The 25,900-nt window shown below is 41.4% G+C and carries 16 protein-coding genes; 11 read left to right on the forward strand and 5 right to left on the reverse strand.

Annotated elements, in window-relative coordinates; translation table 11 throughout:
* The first annotated feature begins 35 nt into the window (after positions 1-35).
* The 4 genes from ACRPI0_RS00700 (at position 36) to ACRPI0_RS00715 (ending at position 6,766) form a co-directional block, all read left to right on the forward strand.
* Positions 36-1,532, forward strand: a complete 1,497-nt coding sequence (locus ACRPI0_RS00700) for an N-acetylmuramoyl-L-alanine amidase (protein ID WP_432354140.1) — start codon at positions 36-38, stop codon at positions 1,530-1,532.
* Between the two features lie 90 nt (positions 1,533-1,622).
* Positions 1,623-3,536: a S8 family peptidase gene (locus tag ACRPI0_RS00705; protein WP_432354142.1), complete on the forward strand. Its 1,914-nt coding sequence runs from the start codon at positions 1,623-1,625 to the stop codon at positions 3,534-3,536.
* Between the two features lie 179 nt (positions 3,537-3,715).
* The gene (locus tag ACRPI0_RS00710; RefSeq protein ID WP_432354144.1) at positions 3,716-4,705 is read left to right on the forward strand and encodes an NlpC/P60 family protein; all 990 of its coding nucleotides are present in this window, start codon (positions 3,716-3,718) and stop codon (positions 4,703-4,705) included.
* A gap of 21 nt (positions 4,706-4,726) precedes the next feature.
* Positions 4,727-6,766, forward strand: coding sequence for a glucosaminidase domain-containing protein (locus ACRPI0_RS00715; protein WP_432354145.1), 2,040 nt, complete (start codon positions 4,727-4,729; stop codon positions 6,764-6,766).
* Positions 6,767-6,858: 92 nt separating this feature from the next.
* Here ACRPI0_RS00715 and murJ read toward each other — a convergent pair whose 3' ends face one another.
* From murJ to csaB, 3 genes are all read right to left on the reverse strand, one after another.
* Entirely contained in the window at positions 6,859-8,367 is a 1,509-nt protein-coding gene (gene murJ / locus ACRPI0_RS00720) for a murein biosynthesis integral membrane protein MurJ (RefSeq protein WP_432354146.1), read from the reverse strand.
* Positions 8,368-8,455: 88 nt separating this feature from the next.
* A complete protein-coding gene (locus tag ACRPI0_RS00725; RefSeq protein ID WP_432354147.1) occupies positions 8,456-9,631 on the reverse strand; it encodes a glycosyltransferase family 4 protein in 1,176 nt (391 codons plus the stop codon).
* Positions 9,632-9,634: 3 nt separating this feature from the next.
* Positions 9,635-10,756 (reverse strand): polysaccharide pyruvyl transferase CsaB, encoded by a 1,122-nt coding sequence (gene csaB, locus ACRPI0_RS00730; protein ID WP_432354148.1) that lies wholly within the window; start codon positions 10,754-10,756, stop codon positions 9,635-9,637.
* Between the two features lie 530 nt (positions 10,757-11,286).
* Between csaB and ACRPI0_RS00735 the strand changes: the two genes are divergently transcribed.
* The 7 genes from ACRPI0_RS00735 to ACRPI0_RS00765 all read left to right on the forward strand — a co-directional run bounded on the left by ACRPI0_RS00735 (position 11,287) and on the right by ACRPI0_RS00765 (position 24,939).
* Complete coding sequence (locus ACRPI0_RS00735; RefSeq protein WP_432354149.1) at positions 11,287-12,030, forward strand: WecB/TagA/CpsF family glycosyltransferase; 744 nt, start codon at positions 11,287-11,289, stop codon at positions 12,028-12,030.
* 5 nt (positions 12,031-12,035) lie between these two features.
* A complete protein-coding gene (locus ACRPI0_RS00740) occupies positions 12,036-13,313 on the forward strand; it encodes a nucleotide sugar dehydrogenase (RefSeq protein ID WP_432354150.1) in 1,278 nt (425 codons plus the stop codon).
* A 285-nt stretch (positions 13,314-13,598) separates the two neighbouring features.
* Positions 13,599-16,472: an S-layer homology domain-containing protein gene (locus ACRPI0_RS00745; protein ID WP_432354151.1), complete on the forward strand. Its 2,874-nt coding sequence runs from the start codon at positions 13,599-13,601 to the stop codon at positions 16,470-16,472.
* A gap of 917 nt (positions 16,473-17,389) precedes the next feature.
* A complete protein-coding gene (locus ACRPI0_RS00750) occupies positions 17,390-18,574 on the forward strand; it encodes a hypothetical protein (protein WP_432354153.1) in 1,185 nt (394 codons plus the stop codon).
* Between the two features lie 766 nt (positions 18,575-19,340).
* Positions 19,341-20,798 (forward strand): S-layer homology domain-containing protein, encoded by a 1,458-nt coding sequence (locus tag ACRPI0_RS00755; RefSeq protein ID WP_432354154.1) that lies wholly within the window; start codon positions 19,341-19,343, stop codon positions 20,796-20,798.
* Between the two features lie 573 nt (positions 20,799-21,371).
* Entirely contained in the window at positions 21,372-23,318 is a 1,947-nt protein-coding gene (locus ACRPI0_RS00760; RefSeq protein ID WP_432355850.1) for an S-layer homology domain-containing protein, read from the forward strand.
* 509 nt (positions 23,319-23,827) lie between these two features.
* A protein-coding gene (locus ACRPI0_RS00765) for an IS3 family transposase (protein ID WP_432354155.1) occupies positions 23,828-24,939 on the forward strand; the annotation gives its coding sequence in 2 pieces (ribosomal slippage) (positions 23,828-24,080 and positions 24,080-24,939; 1,113 coding nt in all).
* A gap of 220 nt (positions 24,940-25,159) precedes the next feature.
* Here ACRPI0_RS00765 and ACRPI0_RS00770 read toward each other — a convergent pair.
* Positions 25,160-25,531, reverse strand: coding sequence for an EamA family transporter (locus ACRPI0_RS00770; RefSeq protein ID WP_432354156.1), 372 nt, complete (start codon positions 25,529-25,531; stop codon positions 25,160-25,162).
* On the reverse strand, positions 25,528-25,887 hold the full coding sequence (locus ACRPI0_RS00775) for a DUF2304 domain-containing protein (RefSeq protein ID WP_432354157.1): 360 nt from the start codon (positions 25,885-25,887) through the stop codon (positions 25,528-25,530). Before ACRPI0_RS00775 ends, ACRPI0_RS00770 begins: the two co-directional genes overlap by 4 nt.
* Between the last annotated feature and the right edge of the window lie 13 nt (positions 25,888-25,900).

A 25,900-nucleotide genomic window follows, 5' to 3' on the forward strand; every position in this document is an offset into this window, starting at 1 on the left:
TCTAGATTACAGCAAACGACAAAGGAGTTATTGATTTGAAGAAAATTGCACTACTTTCCGCAAGCTCTCTGTTACTCTTATCCTTGTTCTCTTTCCAGCCACGTGAAGCAGACGCCGCTGCATACTTTACAGACATTCCGACTCACCATAGAGCCTTTGAAGAAATTACGTATCTGTCTCAAAGCAACATCTTGTCAAATGATTATTCAAGTAAGTTTGGCCCAGATGAAGCAATGACACGGGGACATGCAGCATCCATGATCGGAGAAGCGGTTCAATTAAGCGGCACACCGACAAATTCTCGATTCACGGACGTTACTAGTACGAATCCAGCATCTGGGTATATCGAAAGTTCAGTTGCTCGGGGCATCATTAAAGGCTACTCGGACGGCACATTCAAGCCAGACAAAACGTTGAACCGCGGTGAAATGGCAGTTCTTATCAGTCGCGCATTCGGATATAATTCGAACACGACAACAGCCGCAGCCAATGAACTCATCACAAAAGGAATTTCAAAAGGCGTTGGCAAAGGAAATTTTGGGACAAGCCAGCTTATGAAACGTGGCGACTTCGCAATATTCCTAACACGTGCCATTAATGCGCAGTTCCGTGAAGGTGCAGCTCCTCTACAAAGTACACCGATGTATGTCAATGTCGCTGGAGACGATTCACTTAACTTCCGTACAGGTCCAACGACAGACTATATGGCTATTAAAAAGATATTTAAAGGATATCCAGTTGAAGTCTTCTATAAAGTGGGCGACTGGGTATACATGAAGGCAGACAATGCGTATGGATTCGTACATAGTGCATATCTCTCTTCTTCACAGCCTAGTGTCAGCAATGTCAAAGATCCAGTTGACTTAGCTCCACCACCTGTAATCGGAGGTGCTCCTGGAATTGCAGGAGGCGCATCAATTTCTGGACAAACTATCATCATTGACCCAGGTCATGGTGGTAAAGACGGTGGATCGAGTGCACTCGGTCTTCAAGAGAAAGAAATCACGTTAGATGTTTCACTCAGAACACAAAAGTATTTTGCGAAAACACCTTTAAAAGTAAGTTATACGCGGACAACGGACACGTTTCCATCACTTCCTGGACGCGTCAGCTTTGCAAAACAGCAAAAAGGTAACTTGTTCGTCAGTGTCCATGCCAATGCAGGTGGGGGAACAGGTACGGAAACGTATTACTACGCTGCAGGGACAAACCCTTACGAAAAAGAATCCAAAGCACTTGCGATCTATATGCAAAAGCGTATGCTCGAAGCTTGGGGCTTAAAAGACCGTGGTGTGAAAAACAAATCACTACACGTTACTCGTGAAAATTCAATGCCTGCTGTGTTACTAGAGCTTGGATTCATCGATACAACAAAAGACAACTCATACTTGAAGTCTCCTGTTTACCGCGAAGCGATGGCAAAAGCGATTGTTCTCGGAACACTAGACTATTACTATAACTATGAAGGACGTAAAGATGTCCAAAGCCTATATGCCGAATTTGGGACATCTCCATCCCCGCGTTACCATTAATGAACAGCTAGAAGTTCTGACCTCACATTCGTGTGAGCAGGACTTCTTTTTTTGTAAGAAACCTGTACAATAGAGACTAATAGAGAGAGGATGACTGCAATGAAGGCTATGGTTCGAACTGCATTGGCAGTATTTATACTTAGTTTAATAGGAAGCGGAACAGTTTTAGCTTCAGAAAATGAAAAAACCCCTTACATGTTGGTCGGTGGAAATCAGCAGGAACTTGTTGATTACCTGACACATGAAAACCTTTCTATAGAAGAGGTGTACACAACTTTTCCGATTATTTCTGCTCAGTTGACCCTTGAAGAAGCTACATCCTTAAAAACACAATTTCCAGCTGTGAGTGTTCAAGAGAATCTTGACTACCAACAGACTGCAGACGCAGAACTCGAATCTGCAAAAGTATTGGGGGCTTCACCAAGCCTATTGAGTCCCTATACGGGCGCTGGGGTGAAGGTCGGTATTCTAGACTCTGGAATCGATGTGTCTCATCGAGATCTTAAAGTAAAAGGCGGTTTTTGCTCACTTAGCTTTGAATGTGCTCCTGATATTTCATATGGTGACGATAACGGTCATGGTACTCACGTGGCGGGAATTATCGCAGCTCAAAAAAATAATACAGGTCTAGTTGGTATCGCACCATCTGTTGACTTGTATAGCATTAAAGCTATGAATGCATTCGGTTCAGGATCAACTGAGAGCTTAGTGTCTGGTGTCGAGTGGGCCATAAAAAACAAAATGGACATTATCAACATGAGCATTACAACGGATAACAATGACGTTGCGCTACGTACTGCATTACAAACCGCATACAATAAAGGGATCATTATCACAGCAGCTGCTGGAAATAACGGTGAATCAGCGAATAAAGCAGTGTTATATCCCGCTAAATACAGCTCTGTCATTGGCGTGGGAGCGGTACAAAATGACCTCGTTAAAATGCCGGAAAGTGCACAAGGACCCGAGATTGAAATCGTAGCCCCGGGTGACTCCATCTTAAGCACATTCCCAATCGAGTGGGACTTCGAAGATGGGCGCAACGATGGGTACACAAGGTTGTCTGGAACTTCTATGGCAACGCCACATGTTACAGCGATTCTTGCCCTTTATAAAGAACGATTCCCGACAAAAACAAACGTTGAACTTCGCCAACTCATCACAAGTACAGCAAAAGATTTAGGAGTAAAAGGCAGAGACAATTTATACGGTTACGGGCTTATCCAATACACGTCCGAGTTCCCAAATACGATTCGTTTCCAAACGACGAATGCTACTGGGAAAGTCACAATCGCAACGACGGATCCTAAATTTGTAAAAGCTGAACTGAACAAAAAGGTAGCGAAGTTCACAAATAACCAACTAGACGTCTATGGCGTTAAAGGGAAAAAGGAAATGCTCGTCACAACAATAGATGAGCAGAAGAAGCAGACGGTAGAACGACAATATATCGAACTACTAGCACCTGCCTATAGCGATGTTAAGAATACACAGCCGTTCGCGGACTCCATCGGTTTCCTGGCACATAACAAACAAATTAAAGGATTCCTTGATGGCACATTCCGTCCATACACCGCTCTAAACCGCGGGGAAGCAGCTGTTTTAATCGGTAGAGCGCTCGGGTATTCAGGAACACCTGCCCAAACGAAATTTAGCGATGTGTCACCATCATCCTTCACATCCGGTTACATCAATGCAGCTGTCGAAGCGAAAGTCATTACGGGCTTCACAGATGGAACGTTCCGACCGGAAGTAAATGTGACGCGAGCAGAAATGGCTATCATGCTTTCTAAAGCCTATAAATTGAAAGATCCTGCGAACAAAACATTTACAGACGTCAGTCCTTCTATAGCTGCCTATCAAGCAATTATGAACTTGGCGCACGCAAACATTACAAGTGGATACAACGACGGTACGTTCAAACCTTATGAAAAGATTACACGTTCAGACTTCTCTGTATTCCTATCACGCGCACAAAATGATCAATTTAAGCTCGCCTCATAAAAGAGGCGGCTTTTTTTTTTATGTCTCAAACAAATTCCACTGTATACCAGGCCTTGCACACGGGACATATGTCTCACTCAGTACAAATAAAATATTTGAGGGAAAATCTCCACTACTAATAAGATAAATGATAGAATTGACATAGATGTCTACTAGACTAATAGAAAAGGGTGGATCACTTGAAAAAGATACTGACTCTGTTCCTTGCCATCGCAATGCTTCTTATGCTGTTCCCTATAGGAATGGGGAACCAAGCACACGCATCTACGCGAGACGACGTGACGAATTATGCATTGAAGTTTAAAGGTGTTCCTTATCTCTGGGCAGGGACAACGCCTGCAGGTTTTGACTGTTCAGGCTACATCCTGTACGTTTTCAATCAATTTGGCATAGCTCTACCAAGAACATCCGAAGACCAATACAAAGTAGGGATACCTGTTCCTGGAGATCAGTTGCAACCAGGGGACTTAGTATTCTTCAAAGATACATACAAGACTGGAATTTCCCATACAGGAATCTATTTAGGAAATAACCAATTTGTCTCTGCGGCAAGTAATGGAATTACTGTCGACAAACTAACAGGTCATCCGTATTGGGGACCCCGCTATGTCGGCGCGAAACGAATTCTACCATTCAAGCAATTCACAGATCTACCAAAAGAGCACTTGGCCTATCAAGCAGTTCAAGATCTTGCAGAAAAAGCTGTCATCTCAGGTTTTCAGGACGACAGTTTCCGTCCTGACCTCTCTATTACACGAGGACAAGCTGCAGCTATGCTAAATCGTGTACTGAAATTGAAAGTATCAACACCATCCACATTTAAAGACGTCCCCGCAACGCACGCATTTGCCCCACACGTTGCAGCAATGAACCAAGCGGGCATTTTACGAGGATATGATGCATCGACATATGGCGTTAACGATGAGTTAACACGAGGTCAGCTCGCTGTGATCATGGACAGAGCGTTCAAATTGTCAGAGAAAACAAGTAGCCAGGTCCATACGGCATCGCTCTATCAAGACGTCCCTTCAAGCTATTGGATGTCAGGTGCCATTCATGCGTTGAAAGCAGCAGACCGTACTAAAGTCTTTCAAACTGCTAATTACGACGTAGCTAAGCCAACCACACGTGCGGAATTTTCAGCTGCCGTATTCAGCGCCATGAATTAAAGAAACAGGAGGTTTTTAAAGATGAAAAAGATACTAGCGTGTATGCTATCGATACTCGTTCTCTTCTCACTCTTGCCGAACACGACACATGCAGATGAGTTAGAAGGATTGACGCTTGAAAAAGAAATGCGCTTCATGATGGAGCGAGGAATCATTAAAGGTACGGGAGGCAAGGTCTATCCGAAAGCGGAAGTCAAACGCTCAGATTTCGCAGCGTTTCTCGCACGTACGTTAACACTGTCAAAAGAAACACCAGATTTTATAGATGTTAATCCATCGGCTGCAGTAGCCGGTGAAATTGGAGCAATCCAGAAATCAGGCTTCATGACAGGAACACTAGACGGGAAATTCATGCCCGACAAAGTCATTACACGTGAAGAATTGGCACTCACTATGGCTCGCGTTCTTGAAGTGCACAACTACACGCGTACAGGACAAGACATTATCATCGAAGACCAAAAGTTATTTACATTAAACGGTGGAGTTTCTGCGGCACAGTGGCTAGCATCCGTCGACCTTATGAAAGGCGGGTCTGGTACACAGGGATCAAAATCCTTCTTATTTAAACCAAAGGATACCTCGCTACGCGACCAAGTCGCTGCAGTTCTTTACCGGTTCATTCAATTGGAAGAGAACATGACAACGCCTGAACCACCACCGGAGAAACCAACAGAACCAGAACAGCCGAACAATCCGAATGTCTACAAAGTGGCATCCATCCAAAATGGTAAAGTGGTTGAAACTTCTGCTCAATATGCGGACTACGCAGCGGCGTTGAAAGTACTTTCAAGTTCGAACGATTTGCGCGTAATCGTTAAAAATCACAATATTATTAAGATGAAGACAGGGCTTGCATTTGCAGCAGATACAAAAGCGAATACAACGGATATTTATGAAGATGCAAAGTTGACGAAAAAGTTCACGTACATTCAAGAAGGACGCGAGATGAAACATCGAGGAAGTGGTCCAGATTATGTAATCGTTGAAGTAGGCGGGAAAACCGGCTATGTCCACCATAGTGATGTAGACCTTGTCCCTAAAGAATTGATCACAGGAAGAGATTTTTTTGTAAGCGAAAATGGAATCTTGCACCATTCCACATACAACAACATGACTAAGAAATCCGGTTCTTATATGGCAGGTCCAGCGCCCGCGGGACTTGTTGAAAAGCGTCACTATTACAGTTATGATAGCGTTCGGTACACAGACGAAGCAGGTAGAGTGCAAGCGACTCAATACCAATACTTCCAGTTCCTATCAGCGCGTATGCCAACTAGCTACACAGCGCAGCAACTCAATCAGGTCATCCAGCAATTGCTACAGGAACGTCAAGCAACAGGTGCGAGTCGATACGTAAACGCAACAACCAAATCCAAACTCGTTGGACTTGGAGAAAAGTTGAAAACACTAGAGACGAACAATCGAGTCAACGCATTATTCATGTTAGCGGCAGCGATTCACGAAAGTGACTTCGGGATTAGTGAAAAAGCACTGACGTGTAACAATCTATTCGGCATCAAGGCATATGATTCGTCAACGAAAGTGTGTGAAAAGACATTCCCTACACCTGAAGCAAGCGTTAATTCGTTTGTTGCAGATTATATGAACAAAAACTATTTGAATCCAATGGGTGCCTATGCAAATGGGGCTGTAACTGGAAACAAAAGTGTTGGAGCGAACGTAAGGTACGCATCTGATCCCGATTGGGGTGCGAAGATAGCAGGACATCTCTATACGCTTGATACAAAGCTTGGAGGTCATGAGTATAAAAAGCACACACTCGGACGCATCGATTACTACAACGCAAACGATGGCATTAACATTCGGACGAGTCCAGGCGTTAGCCCAGATAACGTGTTATTTACGTACATGCCCAAACTACTTGGAGAAGAAAGCATGTTCGGCTATCCAGTCATTATCGTCGATACATTAAAACTAGCAAATGGAGAAGTATGGTACCAAATCGTGAACGACATGAACCCCGTGCATAACGGCAAAGCTACCCCAGAATACGGGTATATTCTAAGCGATCTAGTCACTGTTACTTCAAACCGAAAATAAAAATAGCTGCTGAGTGAAGTCACGACTTCACTCAGCAGCTATTTTTGTTATGAGAACCCTTTATTAGGAAGACGACTGAAGAACGGTAACGATCAACCTCGTCTTAACAAGCCCAAGAACCGTCTGAACCCAGCACGATAAAACACAAATAGCATTCCTGCATACACAACAATACCAATTGGCACAAGCGTCGCAAGCTGCAGAACCGGACTGAGCGAACCTAGTCCAACAAACCCTTTCGCTGCCCAAACGACAAGCCCCATGATCACTGTAGGAATTAAAACTTGCGGAACCATCCGTCCAAAACGTACCAATTCTTCTTTACCAAGGTCCTTATACACCACAACCATTGACACTGCAAAGAAGTACACACTTACAACAGACGTAGCAATCGCAAGTGCTGGATAGCCGTAGCGATCGACTAACAACCAGTTCATCAGGAAGTTAATCAAAATCGTCGTCACACTGATCCGGAACACTACCGCAGTTTTTCCGCGTGCATACATCGACTTCGACAGCATGAGCTGCATCCCTTGGAACACAATGACCGGTAAATACAGAATGAGCGCAATGTGCGTCCTAGACGTATCGTCTGCAGTAAATTTTCCGTGTTGGTAGATGAAAGCTATGACAGAATCTCCGATGACGAGTAACCCCGCTGCGATCGGCAACAACGTTACAAGCGAGATTTCCATACCACGGAAAAACGTTTCCTTAAACTTCGCGCGGTCTTCTGTTTGCTCACTCATCAATGTGAAGATAATTGCTGCAAGCGTCGTTGCGTAAATCGCATTCGGAATACTTACGATAAGCGATGCGTTATTTAAATACGTAACAGCACCTTCAGAAGTCCCTGAAGCAAACGCCTTGTTTACAAACATATTCACTTGCCCCACAACCGAGTTCAATAGGGAAGGAACAATCAGTAATAGAAAAGCATTCCGAAACTTGATGTCCATCTTGAATTCCAAACGCCATTTATAATCCGAACGTATCAAATAATAGATTTGAACGAGTACACCTAATATCGTACCGAAGATGAATCCATACACCAATGAAAAAATACCCCATTGGTCGTTAAACAAAATCGCGAACACAACTGAAAATAAGGTCGCAAGCACTTTAGATACTTGTGACGGAACAAAAATACGACGGGATTGTAAATAGGAATCGAGCAACCCACTAAGTGCGATAACCGTCATGAACGCGAAGAATACTTGCGTCATAGGAATAGCAATAACGGCAGTTTCAGCGGTCATCTTACCGTACAACAACGGTAAGAAGTAAGGCGCTCCGAACCATCCTACAAAGCTGATCCCGACAAAAATGAGCATCGTCCAGTTCAATAAGGCGTTGGCATTATGATCGCCAGCTTCGCCAGACTTGCGGTTTTTTATATACATCGGTAAAAAGACATTATTGAATCCGGTAGAAATCATCGCAACGACTAATGTAATAAAGGCGAATGAAAGGAAATACGCATCTGTTTCATGCGATACTCCGAATTTCGTTCCGACAATCGATTCTCGTACTAAACCGGATAGCTTCAGTACAAGAGCAAGCATGGCGGTCCAAAGCACCGCTTGTTTTAACTTTCCCATAAAAGTCCTCCAATCACGTAAGTGAAACTACGTGTACTTCCTCATAAATTCTAAAAAGCTCCCTGATTCGCACCAGGGAGCTTCGCAATCAGTGTTTTAAGGCTTTTAAGTAAATCGCTTCGTATTTCTCAGAAGCAGCAAAGTGCGAGTATTCCGCAATAATTTTCGCACGACCAGCTTCAGCTAGTTGCGCACCATATGCCGGTTCTTCCAGCAAACGAATCATCGCATCACTCAACTCTTCTACGTTCTGCTCTTCAACAAGCAACCCGTCTTTTCCGCTATCGACAATCTCTTTCAATCCACCTACCGCACAAGCAATCAGTGGAACGCCAGAACCCATCGCTTCTAGTGCGGAAATCGAAGTGGCTTCTTCGACACCCGCAGAGTAGATCGAGGGTACAAGTGCCACGTTCGCTAATGCATAATACTGCATCATTACGGAGTGGTCAATCGCACCAAGCATCGTAATATGATCTGATACGCCAAGTTCCGCAGCTTTCTGTTTCATCGGTTCCATCATTTCACCCGTTCCTGCAAATACGACACGCGCATTCGGGAACTTCTCAACAACAGCAGGGAGTGACAGAATGGGGTACATAACGCCATTTTTCTTCGTCAAACGTCGAGGTACGAAGAAGATTAGTTCGTCTTGAGAGAATCCGTATGTATCTCGGAATTCAACACGACGGTCGATTTCAGGCTTAAACGACTCAACGTCGATGAAGTTTTTGATCATATGACCAGTAACACCAGTCTCTTTCAAAATGTATTCTTTAATACGCGTATCGACAGTAATCACTTCGCGTGTCGACTTATAGCCTCTGCGCTCCGCTTCCTGTAACTCAGCCGCTTCAGGAGACCCTTCAATCACAGACCCTTTTGAAATTCCTTCGAACGTCAAATACCCATGAACGGTGCTCACTACAGGGACATTTGTTTCTAGCGCTGCGAACGTCGTAAATACGTCTTGAGCGTTAATGATGTCGTATTCTTTCTTCGACACCGCTTCTTTGATTAGGATTGCAAGCTCGTCCTGACGACGTTTCAAGGTCCAGACATAACCTTTACCTTGTTTCATTTTATTCAATAAAAACGCAGGGCCACGCACAACACCATCGCGTTTCCACTTAGGAACGTCCGAGAACGACACAACATCAACTTCGTGCCCACGTGACTCGAGTCCTGATTTTAATGTAGTTAGATGAACGGACAATCCACCCAAATGAGGATAATCATATACAGTTGCTAATAAAATTTTCACCGCTTAACGGCCTCCATTCAAAAACTGTTCCCGCAGCAAGTCCACATTGCGGACTGCTTCGCTTCGTAATACCTGGACGTTCGGTTCCATCTTTTGTTTCAATGCATCACTATTATCCAGCGCATAGATCGCTTGCTCAAGCAAGTCCTCTTTTGTAAATGAACCCAGTTCAAACGAATGCTCCCACATACCCGAACGCTTTAAGAAACTCTCGACTTTGCGGTCATAACTCAATCCAACATGGGGCACATTCGACAACGCAGCGAATATTAACGCATGCAATCGAAGCGCAATCGTCAAATCAGTCTGTTCAATGAAGTTATAAAACTGATTCGGTGTAAATTGCTCACCTAAAATCTTCGTCTGGTCCCCATGCTTCATCAACGCTTGTACTTTCTTCGATACGTTCGTATCATACGGCGGCTCCATCGGTACAAACACAGGCGTCACTTTTCGTTGTTCAATCAATTCATCCAACGTCCAAGCAAGCTTCTCAATGTACGCATCCTCATGCTCAAACCAAGGACGTGGCGCAACAGCAACCAACCGCTCATCACCAGTCAACGAAAGAGAATCATAAGCAGACGTATCCGCATCCGGCTTAAACGCAAACACGATATCCGCAGTCACAACCGTCTCCGGCTTCGTCACACCCAAATTCTCTAAGTACGTCTTCGAGTATTCATCTCGAACCGTAACGAAATCCGCCTTATTCGCAAGACCCTTCATCAACGTCTTACCCCAGTTACTCGTAACAGGACCAATCCCTTGAGAGAAGAACATCACCTTCGTGCCGCAAAGCTTCGCAAGCAATACAATTAGTAAATAATAAGGAAGGGGGCCGAACAAAAACTTCGTCGGGTACGTATCCTGCAACAACCCTCCGCCTCCAGAAATCAGCAAATCTGCTTTCCGAAGTGCCTTGATCTTCTCCTTATTCCCATGACGCCATCCACGATACACAGAAGAAACGCTATGATCCGACGCCGTTTTCTCCGGTGACAATGAAAACACCGTAATTTCTGGATTATCAAGTTCCGCACGCAAGTTATCGATGATGGCTTTCAGAATCGCCTCATCTCCTGTATTTCCTAATCCGTAAAACCCGGACAACACAATCTTCAATTGAAAATCCTCCTCCAAATATATGTAAATAAATTATCTGGTACTTAGCACTTGAAATAAATAAAACTCCAACGGTGTTGATCTACGCTGCAGACGGACGCTTTCCGCGGGCTCGATCTCAGCCTCCTCGTTCGCTACGCTCCCTGCGGGGTCTTCGATCTTCGCTGATTCCGCAGGAGTCGCCGTCTTCCGCTACGATCAACAGAAACTCTAAAGTATAGGACGTTACCTCTTTCACTTAGGTTTGTGGCAGCGTCCGTTCGACTCCTGAGGGAATAGCGAAGGCTGAAGACCCTGGACTGAGCGCAGCGAGGGAAGCGGCTGAAGTCAAACCCCTAGGAAAGCGAACGGTAAGCAGATGCAAACCGTTTCAGTGGATTCACATTATAATAGAAAGTAACCTGAAAAATCATATCTTAGTCTGCGCACTATCGGGCTAATTTTAGCACTATGTGAACAGGCTGTGCAAGCCGTTGTCGTTTCTGATATACTTATACAATTGAAAGTGAATGAAACGAGGGACTATCCGCATGAAAGAATCGTATCTAGGGGTAACCGTCTCCCCTTTGACATATGAAGGCATCATTGAAGAAATCCGATCGCGTATGTCGCGTCACGAACAATCGACAATTATTGCGGTCAACCCTGAAAAAGTCATGACCGCCCAAAAAGATCCGCAAGTTCGGGACCTTATAAATGAAGCAACGTTCCAAATCGCAGACGGCGTAGGAATCCTACTTGCCTCCAAGTTAAAAAAAGGAACCATCACATCCCGCGTCACAGGAGTCGACATGATGGCGCGCTTGCTAAAGTTTGCATCAGAAGAAAATTACCCGATTTATCTCTACGGTGCTAAAAAAGAAGTCATCGGACAAGCAGCAGCCAATATCGTCCAACAAAATCCTGGAATTGAGATTGCAGGACTGACAGACGGGTATGAACAAGATGAGGAAGCACTCGTACAACGAATACAGGAAAGCGGAGCTAAGCTTTTATTCGTAGCACTAGGAAGTCCTAAACAAGAATTATGGATACGTCGCAACATGGATAGACTGGAAAATGTCTTAGTATTCCAAGGAGTCGGTGGAAGCCTTGATGTATTCTCAGGGAATGTAAAACGAGCACCCTCGTTATTCCGCAAAACAGGTACGGAATGGTTCTACCGCCTATGCAGTGATCCGAAACGCATCAAGCGTCAACTGAATTTACCACGCTTTTTAATAAAAGTCTTAGTAGCAGACAAATCGAACGAATCGAATAGAAAAGAGGAGTAACCATCATGAAAAAGTCAATCTGTGTTGTGGGTCTTGGATATATCGGACTCCCGACCTCTGTCATGTTTGCGAACCACGGGCATCAGGTCCACGGTGTAGATGTGAATGAAAAAGCAGTAGAAGGTATACGGAATAAGAAGTTACATATAGAAGAGAGTGGATTACAAGAGCGGTTAAACGATGCAATCGACTCTGGTATGATGACCGTATCTACCACTCCAGAAAAAGCAGACGTGTATATTCTAGCGGTTCCTTCACCGATTAAAATGGACAAGACTGCAGACATGAAGTATATCGAGAGTGCTAGTGAATCGATTGTGCCGTATTTAGAAAAAGGCAATCTTGTCATACTTGAATCAACGGTCCCTCCCCGTACAGTCCAGGACGTTGTCATTCCGAAACTGAAAGCAGCAGGACTTGAAATTGGTACAGAACTTTATGTCTCCCATTCACCAGAACGAGTAATACCGGGCCGTGTATTTGAAGAACTCATTTCAAATGACCGGATCATTGGTGGTGTGAATGAACAATCTGCTCAAATGACGTCAGACTTGTATCGTTCATTTGTAAAAGGACAAATGCATGAAACAGACGACACAACGGCTGAGTTAGTTAAGGTAATGGAGAATACGTATCGCGACGTCAATATTGCCCTCGCAAACGAACTAGCAAAGATTTCTGGAGAAATTGGAGTGGACGTTTGGGAAGCGATTCGTCTCGCAAACTTCCATCCACGAGTAAATATTCATCAGCCGGGTCCTGGTGTTGGTGGTCACTGTATCGCAGTAGATCCTTGGTTCTTAGTAGAACTTAAACCGGATCTCGCGAAAATTATTCACTTAGCACGCCAGACAAACGACGGAATGCCAGCGTTTACTGCGAAGACAACGAAGGATATATTACAACAAACGGCTGCAAAGAATACGAAAGTAGCCGTTCTTGGATTAGCGTTCAAAGGAAATATCGATGACATGCGCGAAAGCCCATCGGTTGATGTGGTGAATGAAATGAAAGAGTATGACCTTTCTGTAACCGCATATGATCCTCATATTCATGAAAACAATATAAAGGAACAAGTGCAATCTATCGATGACGCGATGACGGATGCTTCTGTTATTGTAATCTTAACGAATCATGATGAATTCAAAAAATTAGATCCGAGAAAAGTGGCGGACAAAGTATCCTCACGAGTAATCTTCGATACGAAAAAGTGTATTGATCGATTGAAATGGGAAGAAGCTGGATTTGATGTTCACATTTTAGGAGACGCAAAAAACCAATGATATCCCAGTGAAATTAAGGAAGCCGTACACCTGGTAACACAGTGTGCGGTTTTTTTATATGTTCAACATTAAGTTTTTGTAACATTAAGTTGTATTCCGCTGATAGTTTGATATAATAGATATGAGTTTAAATACCGCCCCACAGATTACTAGACCGAGAAATGGAGTCTCGTACTCTATCTACCGTTTGAAGAATTTGTGAAACTGCGATAGAATTTAAACTACGTCTATTGCTACTCAAGGCATTGTGACTAATTTACACACATTCAAGGAGGAATTCTACAAATGGCGAAACAACCAAACGCTTACAAAAAATTCGTAGCAACAGCTGCAACAGCAACATTGGTGGCATCTGCGGTAGTACCAGTTGCTTCAGCAGCTCCAGTCGATAGCTTCAAAGACGTTAGCAAAACTTACACAGAGGCAGTTAACTATCTAATCGACAATGGTATTGCAAAGGGTACATCTGATACTACTTTCGGTACTACTTCTAATATCTCACGTGGAGATGCAGCGGTAATGATCGCTAATGCATTAAAACTTGATACAGCAAATGCAAAAGATGCTGGTTTCCAAGATTTAAACACACGTGTTGAAGGTGCAGTAAACGCTATCGTTGAAGCTAAAATTGCTTCTGGTAAAACTTCAACGAAATTCGACCCAGCAGCTTACATCACTCGTCAAGAAATGGCGAAAATGCTAGCGAATGCTTACACATTAACATCTACTTCTAAAGCAGACTTCAAAGATGTGAACGCAAACTGGATTGACTACGTTTCAGCATTGAAAGAAGCTGGAATTACACTTGGAACTTCAGAAACAACATTCTCACCAACAAACAACCTTACTCGTGGTGAGTTTGCATTGTTCGTTTTCCGCGCAGAGACAAACCCACCAACACCTATAGAGCCAGGTGTGGTAGCGATTGAATCAGTAAAGGCGACTAACGCTAAAACTCTTACAGTTACATTCAACTCAGCTGTAGATACTTCAAAAGCGAACCTTGAAGTTGTTAAGTCAAACATCAAGCAAAACGTTTCTAAAGCTACATGGGCTGCTGACGGTAAGTCTGCAACACTTGAGCTTTCTACAAAGCTTACAAAAGGTGAGTACACTGTAAACGTTACTGGACTTTCTGATCAGAAGATTTCTGCTTCAGTTACAGTACAAGACGAAATGGTGCAATCTGTAGAAATTCTTTCTGACATTGCAGTTGTAGACGATAACACTACTCCAACTACAGCAACAGTAGGATACCAAGTGAAAAACCAATATGGTGAAGATATTACAAAAACAACTTCACTATCAACTAACGATACTACAAACGTTTCGGCATCTAACGGTGTAGTTACAATTAGTAATATGACTGGTAAAAAAGTTGGAGATAAAATTGCAGTTACACTTATCCATGTTGATAGCGCTAAATCAGATACAAAAGTATTAACGTTATCTGCAGAAGCTTCAGTTTCTGACGTAGCTATTAAAGGTCTTTATAACAAAGACGGAAAAGCGTTGAACGAAGATTCTAAAGTTGCAGAAGGTCATTATCTTCTAGTTGATCTTAAAGATCAGTATGGAAATGCTGTAACTGATGCTTCTAAGGCAACTGACTTAATTGTTGCTGAATCTAACCCGACTGTTGTTGGATTGGAAGGTACTGCACCTGCAGTGACACTTACATCACTAACAATCGACGGTAAAAAACAATTGGCAGTAAAACTTGACGCAATCTCTAAAGCTGGAGAAAGCCAAGTAACATTAATTTCTAAAACATCTGGTAAGAGCTCAGCGTTCAACATTGTTGTTGCTGAAACAACTAGAGCTGATGTAGTTAATCTTTCTGCACCTGCACTTGCAGTGGCTAAAGAAGATGTTTTGATTCCAGTATCAGTAATGGATAAAGAAGGAAAAGCAATTACAGACGCTAAAATCCTTAACAATCCTACAAAAGGTGTTACTCTTAACCTTAATTCTCAATTTGTAACTAAAGATGGCGAGCTCTTCGTTGTAGTGCCTAAATCTGAAGTTCAAACAAAAGGTGTATACTCAATTTTAGCTCAATCAGCTACAAATAAAGTATCTACATTAACACTTACAGTTAAAGAAGAAGCTAAAGCTACTACTGTACGTGGACTTAAAAACAACCTAGCACTAGCTGCAGGTAAAAGCAAGACACTTACATCTGCTGATGTAGTTCTAGAAGACCAATATGGTCGCGAAATGACAAAAACAGATGTAGACGCTTACCTAACGACTGGTAAAGGTATCCTTGTTAAAAAAGCAGATACTGCTGCAACTGTAGTTACACTTCCAGGTACAACTACTACAAACACAATTAAGACAGGTAGTGGAGTTCAAGTTACTGCTGGAAGCGCTAATGGATCAGAAACATTACAGTTTGTTCTTGCTGATGCAAATGGAACATCTGAAATTGCTGCAAGTACAGCTGAATCTACAGTACGTGTAACTGATGGAACTGAGTATGATGGCTATGAAATTGCACCTCTTGGTATGGTACAAGATGCAACTACAGCTTCAGGTAACAAAGCTCTTACAGTAAATGGATTACTAAACGGTGGAAAAGTTGCATTAGTGCAAGGTGCATCAAATGATTACACTGCAACTATTTCTGGTGGTAATGGTGCAGCTTCTGTAACTGGTGGAGAAATTATTGTACCGAAATCAGATTTAAATGAAGAGCCTGCAGGAACAAAAGTTGATACAGAATACACTGTTAAAGTAACTATCAATGCAACAGGTAAAGTACTTGAACAGAAGTTCACAGTATCTCCGGATGCAGCTAAAGCTCAAGACTTCTTCTTCACAACTTCAGCAGTAGCTATGAACCACACAGGTGCTAAAGCAATTACAGAAGCTACAATTGCATCAGGTTCAACAATTGCTGATTTGAAGAATGGTGGAGCTGTAGTTAACTTTGCTACAACTGATCAGTATGAAAACGAAAAAGTTGTTACTGCAGCTACTGCAGCACCAGTAGTAACAATTGTTCCAGAAAAAGTTGCTGATGTAACTATTGCAAATAACGGTACAAACTCTGCTACAGTAACTTTGAAGCCAGGTATTACTGAAGCTAAAGTAACGTACAAAGTTAAAGTTGGAAACGCAATGAAAGACGTGAAAGTAACTGTTACTCCTTAATAAAAATAAACGAAACGTTACTATATAAGCTAGTTTACTAGTGAAATTAGTGGTATAGAGTCCATGATCCTGTTTTACATGCAAAATCGTGGACTTCTATTCTAACTGTTACCGTCTAATTATTCGGTGTAACTCCGAATCTTATTAAACAGTCTTTATATAAGTGCCTAATCCTCCTGGGTCCAATGATGCGCTGAGTAAGTACGCAGAAGGGATTAAGTCAGGTAAAGTCGTACTCGGTAGTGCCGAGGCGGGGCTCCTTAAAAGACAACTATGGTCAGGTAGACGAATCCATGTAGGCAGGATGAGGTAGTGAGTGTCGCGAAGCTAGGCTAGGGGTTCGACATTCATCCTTCCATTTGAAATGATGGAATGGAGAACAGTGTAATTGACTGTTAAACCGTTTTTTCTCATTCTGGATAGTGGAGATCTAAGGTTGTCAAAACAAGGGATAGACGTAACGGAACGTTTGAATTCTTTGTGAGTTAGGTAAGTCAGTACCCGTGATCTCATGAAGATGGCAGCAGGTTCATAGTAGTGAGGATAGTTGGCCGTTTGTACTTGTAGGGTAACTTATGAGGAGGAGAAAACCAACAGGAGCGAAGGAACCTAGTCAGTGATGATATTCAAAGCTTTATTCCCTGAACAATTAAAAGAATAGAGAGACCAGTCATTTAACTATGATTGGTCTCTCTATTTAACCTCTATATAGGCATATTGTCGTAAATAAATAGTGGTATATAATTTCAATTTACTTTACAGGGAATAGAATACATATCGTTGATGGCACGCCGTATGCGATGAAAGTCGCTTGTCCGGTGTAGGCCCTAATCGAAAGCTACATACGTGTGGTATAAGAAGGGAATAGCAGTGTAGTAAATGCTAATGTAAATGATGCTTCTGAATTAACAGCAGCATTGGCGAATCCGAGTGTTTCTAAAATTACTTTGACTGGATCAATTGCATCTGGAACGTTTAATGTTACTCGTCCAGTTGAATTTGATCTAGCTGGTAACAACATTGGAGGAACATTGAACTTTGCTTATAATCAGGTAGGAACAAGCAAAATTACTTCTGCTAGTCCTGCAACTGTTGCTACTGTAAACGTGAATACACCAAACGGTAGCTTTGTTCAAGGTTCAAATGTAACTATAACAACTTTAAATCTTATCAACGTAGCATCTGCTACTTATACAAACAATGGTACAATTACAAACGCTGTAATTACAGATACAGATGCTCGTTTCTTGAACGAAGGAGCAGTAAGCACGTTAACTGTTAACTCAAATGGTTTTGTTACATTGGGAGGAAGCTCAGCTTTATCTAATGTAGTAGTAACAAAAGCTAGTTCAGTAAACGTTGCTGCAGGAACAAATATCACAACATTAGAAGTTAATGGTGATACTACTGTTAATAACGCAGGAACAATTGCTGATGTAACTGGATCAGCTGCAGTAACTGTTATAGGTAATGGTGAAGTTAAAAAGTCTACAAACACAAATGTTACAGTACCTACAAATGGTCCTGCGAATGTTATTGTAAATGAGTTGACGGGTCTTACTTCTGCTGAGGGCGTGTACTCAGCAAGCTTCCATTGGGGATCTTCTAACGGAATCGGAACAAAACTAGTTGAAAAGCCAGATCGTTATAGCTATTTCAATGATGGTACATTCTTTGAGATTACTGTTAAGAATGCTGATGGAGCAAACTTAGTATTCAACGATGTATTCCAAGATTTCGCATTAGTTTCTGATGCTGGAAACAGAGATAGCCTTAAGGGAACTAGTTCTGGTCGTCAATTTGAAGATTGGAATGGTACTAACGTAGTAGGCGAAACTAACTTTGCTACAAAACTTAAAACTGGTGATTCCAACGCTGTCTTCTACGGTGTACGCCAAACTGGTAAGACAACAGCAACAGGTATGACTAGAACTACTGGTTTCAAAGCTAATACTGCTCGAAAAGTAGACGTAGAAATGACACCACTTGCTGAACTTGCTCCTGGTGAATATACAGTAACATTCCAAGCAAAACAACAAACAGGTGTAACTTCTAGTAAGAACTTGGATAATGTTAAAATGATTTACACGTTCACTAAGTAAGAAGTTTCGAATTCCTGATAGTATTTGTCACAAATTCTAAATTTGTTGATATATTACAAGGAATTAGGATTAAGCCCTCTAATCGAGCAATCGGTTAGAGGGCTTTTCTTCTTCCCAAACGTAATAACTATTTCTTTAACCAGATATAATAATCTTGAAGAAATAACCTATAAGCCTCAAAATCGCCTGCCTGTGCACCACACAATTCAGACACTAGTCTGACAATAGTTCTAATTGTTAGTGATTAGGTTGAAAGAAAGAAGTCATTCAATCGAGAAATCGGTTGAGTGGCTTTTTCTGTATGAAAGCATTTTTTAGGTAAGTTCGGTTGGGACTACTTTGCTGTTCTGTTTGTAGATGTGGTTAATAGACCCAGCGACTAACAACTGTCACCATGGACATTAATATGCGAATGTCGTTCAACCTAGAGAACCATGAAGGCTGTTATTCCCACTAACTACTATTCAATCACTGTAGCCACAATCATCGTATGACATATGAGTGTTGTGTGCCGGTGCACAATCTAATTACGACTGTTCTGTTAGGAAGTAGTATTTGTTCTTCAGTATGTAAGTTCAGCTAGCCTATGGACATTATTCATCTAGTTGCTCTCTCAGAGATAGCATAGCCATGTCGATCAATGAAATGAAAGAAGGACCGGTAAGTAGTGTCTCCCTGGTTTAAAACTAATTAATCACAATAAAATACAAAATTATCCTTGTAAAACTTACTCCATATAGTAAACTACTAGCAGGGGGAGATAGAATTGAAAAAAGTAATTATGTTATTTTTATCTATTGTTTTAATTTTCACAGGAAGTATCAGCTCAGTTAAAGCGAAGGGGTTTTCAGATGTACCGGCTGATACTCAGTCCTCTGATTACATATCATACTTAGTGAATAAAAATATTATTAAGGGATACGATAATAATCTCTTTAAACCGAACAAACACGTAACACGTGGAGATGCAGCTTTAATGATTGCGAGAGCTCTCGATTTAAATATTGAAAAGAGAGACACTGATTTCACGGATGTAAATCGTTCAATTGCAGCATCGGGTGCGATTCAATCGGCAATTAAAGAGGGTATTATAAACGGTTATTCGGACAAAACATTTCGCCCAAGTGAAGTGGTAACACGTGGACAGATGGCGAGCTTCTTAGCACGTGCCTTTAAGCTTGAGTATGAAGAAGCCAGTACATTTACGGACGTAGCCATTAGCTCGACTAGTTATTCGGATATCCGGAAAGTACTTGCATTTGGAATAACAAATGGTTATTCAGATGGTGAATTTAAACCTGGGGAGCCGGTAACGCGTGCTCAATTCTCAGCATTTTTAGCACGAGGATTAAATGATGAGTTTCGATTGACTGTATATGCATGTGGATATGACCCAGCAAGCCGTGTGAATCCAGATCGTCAAACTATGAACTGTTTGCTAACGAAAGCTGCTCGTGAATCCGATGCTAAAATTCCGCCGGAACTATTAAAAGCGTTAGTATCTGTAGAAAAAAATGATTGGAAACATTTCACTGAAGACGGAGAACCGGTTGTTAGCGGTGATGGGGGCATTGGACTTATGCAAATCACCAATACTACAGGGTATGATGTCGAACGACTAAAGTATGACCTACTGTACAACATTAAAGTAGGCGTGGAATTCTTAGCAACGAACTTTACACGAACTGATTTGCCAAAGTTCGTGAATCATGACCCAACGAAATTAGAACATTGGTATTTCGCGCTTATGGGCTACAATGGAACAAAACCTAAGAATAGCCCATTAGTCAAAGCAACAGGTGAGAGAAATCCGACTGCTTATCAAGAAAAAGTGTATCAAGAGCTTGGGGAAAATGGATTCTTAAAAACGAAAATTCATTCGATTGAAATGACGATAGACGATTTTAATTATGATCCGACTTCCAATAAAAACATTGAGTTTGTTAAGAAGACTTTCAATCTTTCGGAAGCGGCAACGTCATCTAAGGAAATTTTAAAAGTTGGTGACCGTATTACTTATTTCGGTGCGGGATTACGTTCTCAACCGGGTAAAAGCGGAACATTAATAATGAAGCCAACTATAACTGACGAGTTAACGATTATTGGAGGACCTGTTTACGATGACGATGTAAATTCGAAGAACCAGTTTATATGGTATCCAGTTAAAATTGATACGAATGGTAAGAAGTACTCAGGTTTCATTGCATCTCCGTATATTAACTGATCTTAAGTTGACGGACATGTATGCTTTTTACGATAAACGAACAAAGGGATTTTTGATCCTTCCGTCGTTGATGTTAAATGTTTATCACTAATTAGAAAGTACTTTGACCGTATAGTCTGTCAAAGTACTTTCTATTATTTTTCAACAACTTTATAGAGTTCGTTGACAGATGTATTTTGCAAAACCGGTATACATAAGTTTGCAATTGCAACTACACAATGTTGCAACTTTACATGGAGCCTCTGTGGGCATGAGTACCAAGCCATGAAGCCAGCTATATTAAGGGCTGGCTTTGCCTGCGAAGGCTATCAAGCCCACCTCTCCAAGTAAAGTTGCAACGCCGAGTTGGGTTGCAAAACTATGTACTTTCATTTTGCACTATACAACAGAGCATCAAACATCGATATGATTCTAATCTTCAAATTAAAATGTCCAGAAATACTAAGTAATTTACATAATTAATAAACAAACTTGTAAATTATGTGTAAACTTAACTATGAATATGTACCTAATCGTGGTAAGATTTGAAGTAGAAATAATTAACATAATATTTGGGGGGATTCAATTTTGAGAATGTCAGACAAGCTTTTTAAAATGACTGTAGCGAGCGCAATGTTAACAGGTTCTATCGTAGCAATGGCTCCTACTGCACAAGCAGCAGAGGCGGTAACTTTCAAAGATGTTTCAAAGAGTATGGCTTCGTATGAAGCAATTATGAATTTAACACAACGTGGCGTGATCAGCGGATATACGGATTCAACATTCCGTCCAGCTGAAGATGTAACTCGTGGTCAAGCTGCTAAGTTTATTGCAGGGATTATGAACTTAGATACATCTAAGGTTGTTGACCCTAAGTTCACGGATGTACCTAAGAGTCATCCTTTCTACAAGTACATTGCAGCATTAAACCAAGAAAAGGTCATTCAAGGTTACGGGAACGACAAGTACGGAGTGAATGACAAATTGACTCGCGGTCAGATGGCTATAATTATTGGTAAAGCATTCGGATTCGAAGAGAAAGAACTAGTCAACGATAAGTTCGTGGATGTAAACAAAAAACTTCCTTACGCACAATACGTACAGGCTTTGATAGACTATGACATTACACGTGGATTAACGAGCACGAAATTCGGTCCTTACGAATTCGTCGATCGCGCTCAAATGGCGATTTTCCTATATCGCGGAGATAAGGCGAAAGATGGAGTTGAGATTACAGGTAAAGTAACATCGGTCAAAGGTAGTGAAGTAGTAATCGGTGAAGGGAAGTACCTAATTTCCGATTCTGTAAAGGCGATCTTGAATGAAAAGAACGCACCAGCTTTAAAAGGCGCAGAAGTCACGTTACAAGTTAAAGACGGAAAAGTCATCGCAGTCACGTCACTTGAACTTAAAGCTTCAGGTACAGCTGCATCACCACTTGTTTTTGACGGTGAAGGCTCTACGCTAACTGGTCACCTGACAATATCAGGTACTCACTTGTCGATTGGTAACTTCACAGTCAACGGAACGGTAATGATTGGCGATTCTGCGGTTTCAACAGCAAAAGTTGTTGCTGATTCAGCAATTTCGTTCAACAACGTTGATTTCAAAGTGGTTCAAGTGGAGAAGAAATCTCCAGTTACAATCGAATTCCGTGGAACTAGTAAGATCACTAAGTTGAATGTCCTTTCTAATATTAACTTGATTGGTGATAAGACGGTTACGATCCCATCTGTTGATATCTTTAAAGGTGCAGACAACGTAACGTTAGATGCCCCTGTAGCAAGCGTATCAGTACACACACCTGATGAGCTTACATTAACTGGTGATGCAGCAATCGGTAACATCACATTAGAAACAGCTGCTCCAGTGGCTATTGAAACGACAGGTAAAGTTGATAACTTAGTCATCAAAGTAAAAGGAGCAGTCGTATCACTTGGCACATCTACAAAAGTCGGCGACATGAAGCTACCTAGCGGAACTGAAGCTAAAGATGTTATCAAAAACTACGATACTGTGAAAGATAACATTGAAAAAGTGGACGGGGAAAAGAACGAAGATGTTAAGCCGACTCCGCCAGTTGTAACTCCACCAGTTGTAACACCGCCAACTACTAGTGCGAAAGATAAATTTAATAGAACTATTAATACAGAAGTGGTAGAAGTTAATAAGAAAATAAAAGATTTAGCAACTATCGGTACTATTGGAACCAATAATCACTCCGTGGTAACTATAAAGGATTCAGATGCTATCTTGAGAGATTTAAGTAGTACTGGATTAATCGGTTCTTTAATTTCAATCAGTGAAATCCGTAGTTTCAATCTTGGAGGAAAAACTTATACAATAAGAAATAACCAAGGTGTGCTCTCTTTAGATCCGTCTGAGATTAAGTCTGATCTAACTGATTATATTAATGATCAGTTTCCAGGTGTCACTAAATTGGGTCAGTTGAGCACTAAAACTATTACGGTTGAATTAAAGGCAGTGGTGGATGGCCAAAATTACACAGGTGTCTATACTTTCGAGTTCAAGAATCAATAATGTTAATATATCTTGAAATACAAATGTACTACTAATACAACATATTTGCTGAAATAAGCTTAACCCCCACCTAACCATTATTTGTTAGGAGGGGGTTAAAGTGTTTTGATGGTTAAATAAATATGCATATTTCAACAGTTAAAGATAGGAAATTAAATTTATGAAACTCTACAAATAGTACTCAGAAGGTTCGAATATTTTTTAGTTTATAATGAAAGATAAAGCGGTAATTACTTCTCTAAATGTACTAGCTATATAAAATCATTTCTCCTCCGGCTAATCAATCCATCTACTATCCAATCCCCATCAAACTAGCACTCCATAAGTATATTGTACAAGTCCAATTACATTTGCATAGAGCGTAGCTTGTGTGATATTGTACAAATCCAGTTTTGCTAATACCCAACTGACGCGTTTCTTCATCGTGTTTTCAGTGGATAGGTTACACTTACTTGGACAATAAAGTTAGGGTCTTGTAGAATACAACCAAAGAGATGAGGAGAATCTACATGACTGAAAAAAGAGCACGACGGACCTATACCAAGGAATTTAAAAACCAAATTGTACAACTACATGAAAACGGTAAGCCGCGTACAGATATTCTTCGTGAGTACGATCTAACCTCCACTACTTTCGATAATTGGGTGAGGCGTCACAAAGCGACTGGATCTTTTCAAGAGAAAGACCAGCGTACGGATGAAGAGAATGAATTAATCAAATTACGTAAAGAGAATCAACGTCTCCTAATGGAGAATGATATTTTAAAGCAAGCCGCGCTGATCATGGGACGAAAGTAGATGTGATTCAAAATAACCGTCACAAATACTCGGTATCAGCAATGTGCGACGTCCTAGGGATCGCAAGAAGCACGTTCTATTACACTTCCGTTAGACAACCGGAGTATAGAACCCTGCAAAAAGATATCAAGAAAATTTTCAAACAGAGTCGAAACAATTATGGAACACGAAAAATCAAAAAAGAATTAGAGAAGATAAACCGTGCGGTTTCTAGACGGCTTATTGGTCGCGTCATGAAGCAAACGGGGCTCGTATCCAACTACACTGTCGCTCAATATAAACCGTTTAAATCAAAAGTGAATGAGGAACCTGTAAAGAATGTTCTGGCGAGAAACTTTAACGGCCAAGAAGAACTAGCTGTGGTTGTCAGTGACTTAACATACGTAAGAGTCAATGGAAGATGGAATTATGTATGCTTATTTGTCGATCTTTTTAATCGAGAAATCATCGGCTACAGCGCTGGGCCCGAAAAGACAGCTAAGCTTGTATACAAAGCCTTGTCTAGCATTGAACGCAGCTTGGATCGCATCCAGTTGTTCCATACAGACCGTGGAAGTGAATTTAAAAATCAACTAATTGACGAAGCTTTAGAAGCTTTTGGCATCGGAAGATCACTGAGCATGAAAGGATGCCCGTACGACAATGCGGTAGCAGAATCCATGTTCAATGTGGTCAAAATAGAGTTCATTAAGCAAATGACCTTTTCTTCTATCAGCCAGTTAGAACGTGAACTACAGGATTATGTAAATTGGTTCAATCGGGTTCGGATCCACGGAACGCTTGATTATTTAACGCCTATTGAGTATCGATTAGGGACCTTATAAAAATTGTCCGATTTAGTGTTGACAAGCCATCAGTGATGAAAAGACTGCATGTTATTTGTTTGTTGGAAAATCCTTTTAGAAGTTTTGTAGAATCCACAGAACACTTTGGCTTGAATTTAAAAAATCCCCAAATGGATCACTTTTAAAGTGGCTACCATTTGGGGATTAGTTCGCTAAACAATCGGAAGTACTTCTTTATGTGTCGAGTTGAAATGATCTTTTACAAATGGGCTTCAGAAATCCCGATGATTGATACACCTAACATAATACATAACACACCCACTACTTTCCACAGGGTGATCGGTTCACCGAATACAAAGTAAGCGCCTACCAATGTAAAGAGATACGCGAATGACTGCAGGGGATAGGCAACACTAAGTTGGACTTTTGATAGGATGAACAACCAGAGAATTGTTGCAAAGCCGTACATCACGAGGCCGGAAAAGATATAAGGAGAAAATAAGAGCTTTAAAATGCCGAAGACAGATGAGAAGTCGGCTTCTTTTTTCGTCATTCCGATTTTCCATAGGAACTGTCCTATTACAAGGATCGTTGTGTTCAAAGCGATTAGAAGGATATGATTTATCGTCATTTTTCATTTCTCATTTCGGATTTTTCTGTACGTTGATCTAAAAAAGCGATTTCTTGAACCAATTGTTTAATGAGTTTTTCGTGTTTTGAGATGACAACAGTCTGATACGTCAAGAGGATTAGGACAACAAGAAACGCGGCCATGAATACGAGTGAGGGCATGTATGTTATTCCGATTTGTTTTGCGACTCTGTTCAACAATGGCAAACAAAACGAAGCAGCAATACCAACTAGCGCAAACACAATCCATAAAAATGCGTACTTGTCATGTAGCTTATTCTTAGAAGTGAGATAGATCACTTGTAGAAAGAAGAGAAATGCAGCTAGGAATGTAATTAGTTGAATCGTTGCGGACATGTAGGCAACTCCT

Source organism: Sporosarcina sp. A2 (genome assembly GCF_050858885.1).
Taxonomy (GTDB): Bacteria; Bacillota; Bacilli; order Bacillales_A; family Planococcaceae; genus Sporosarcina.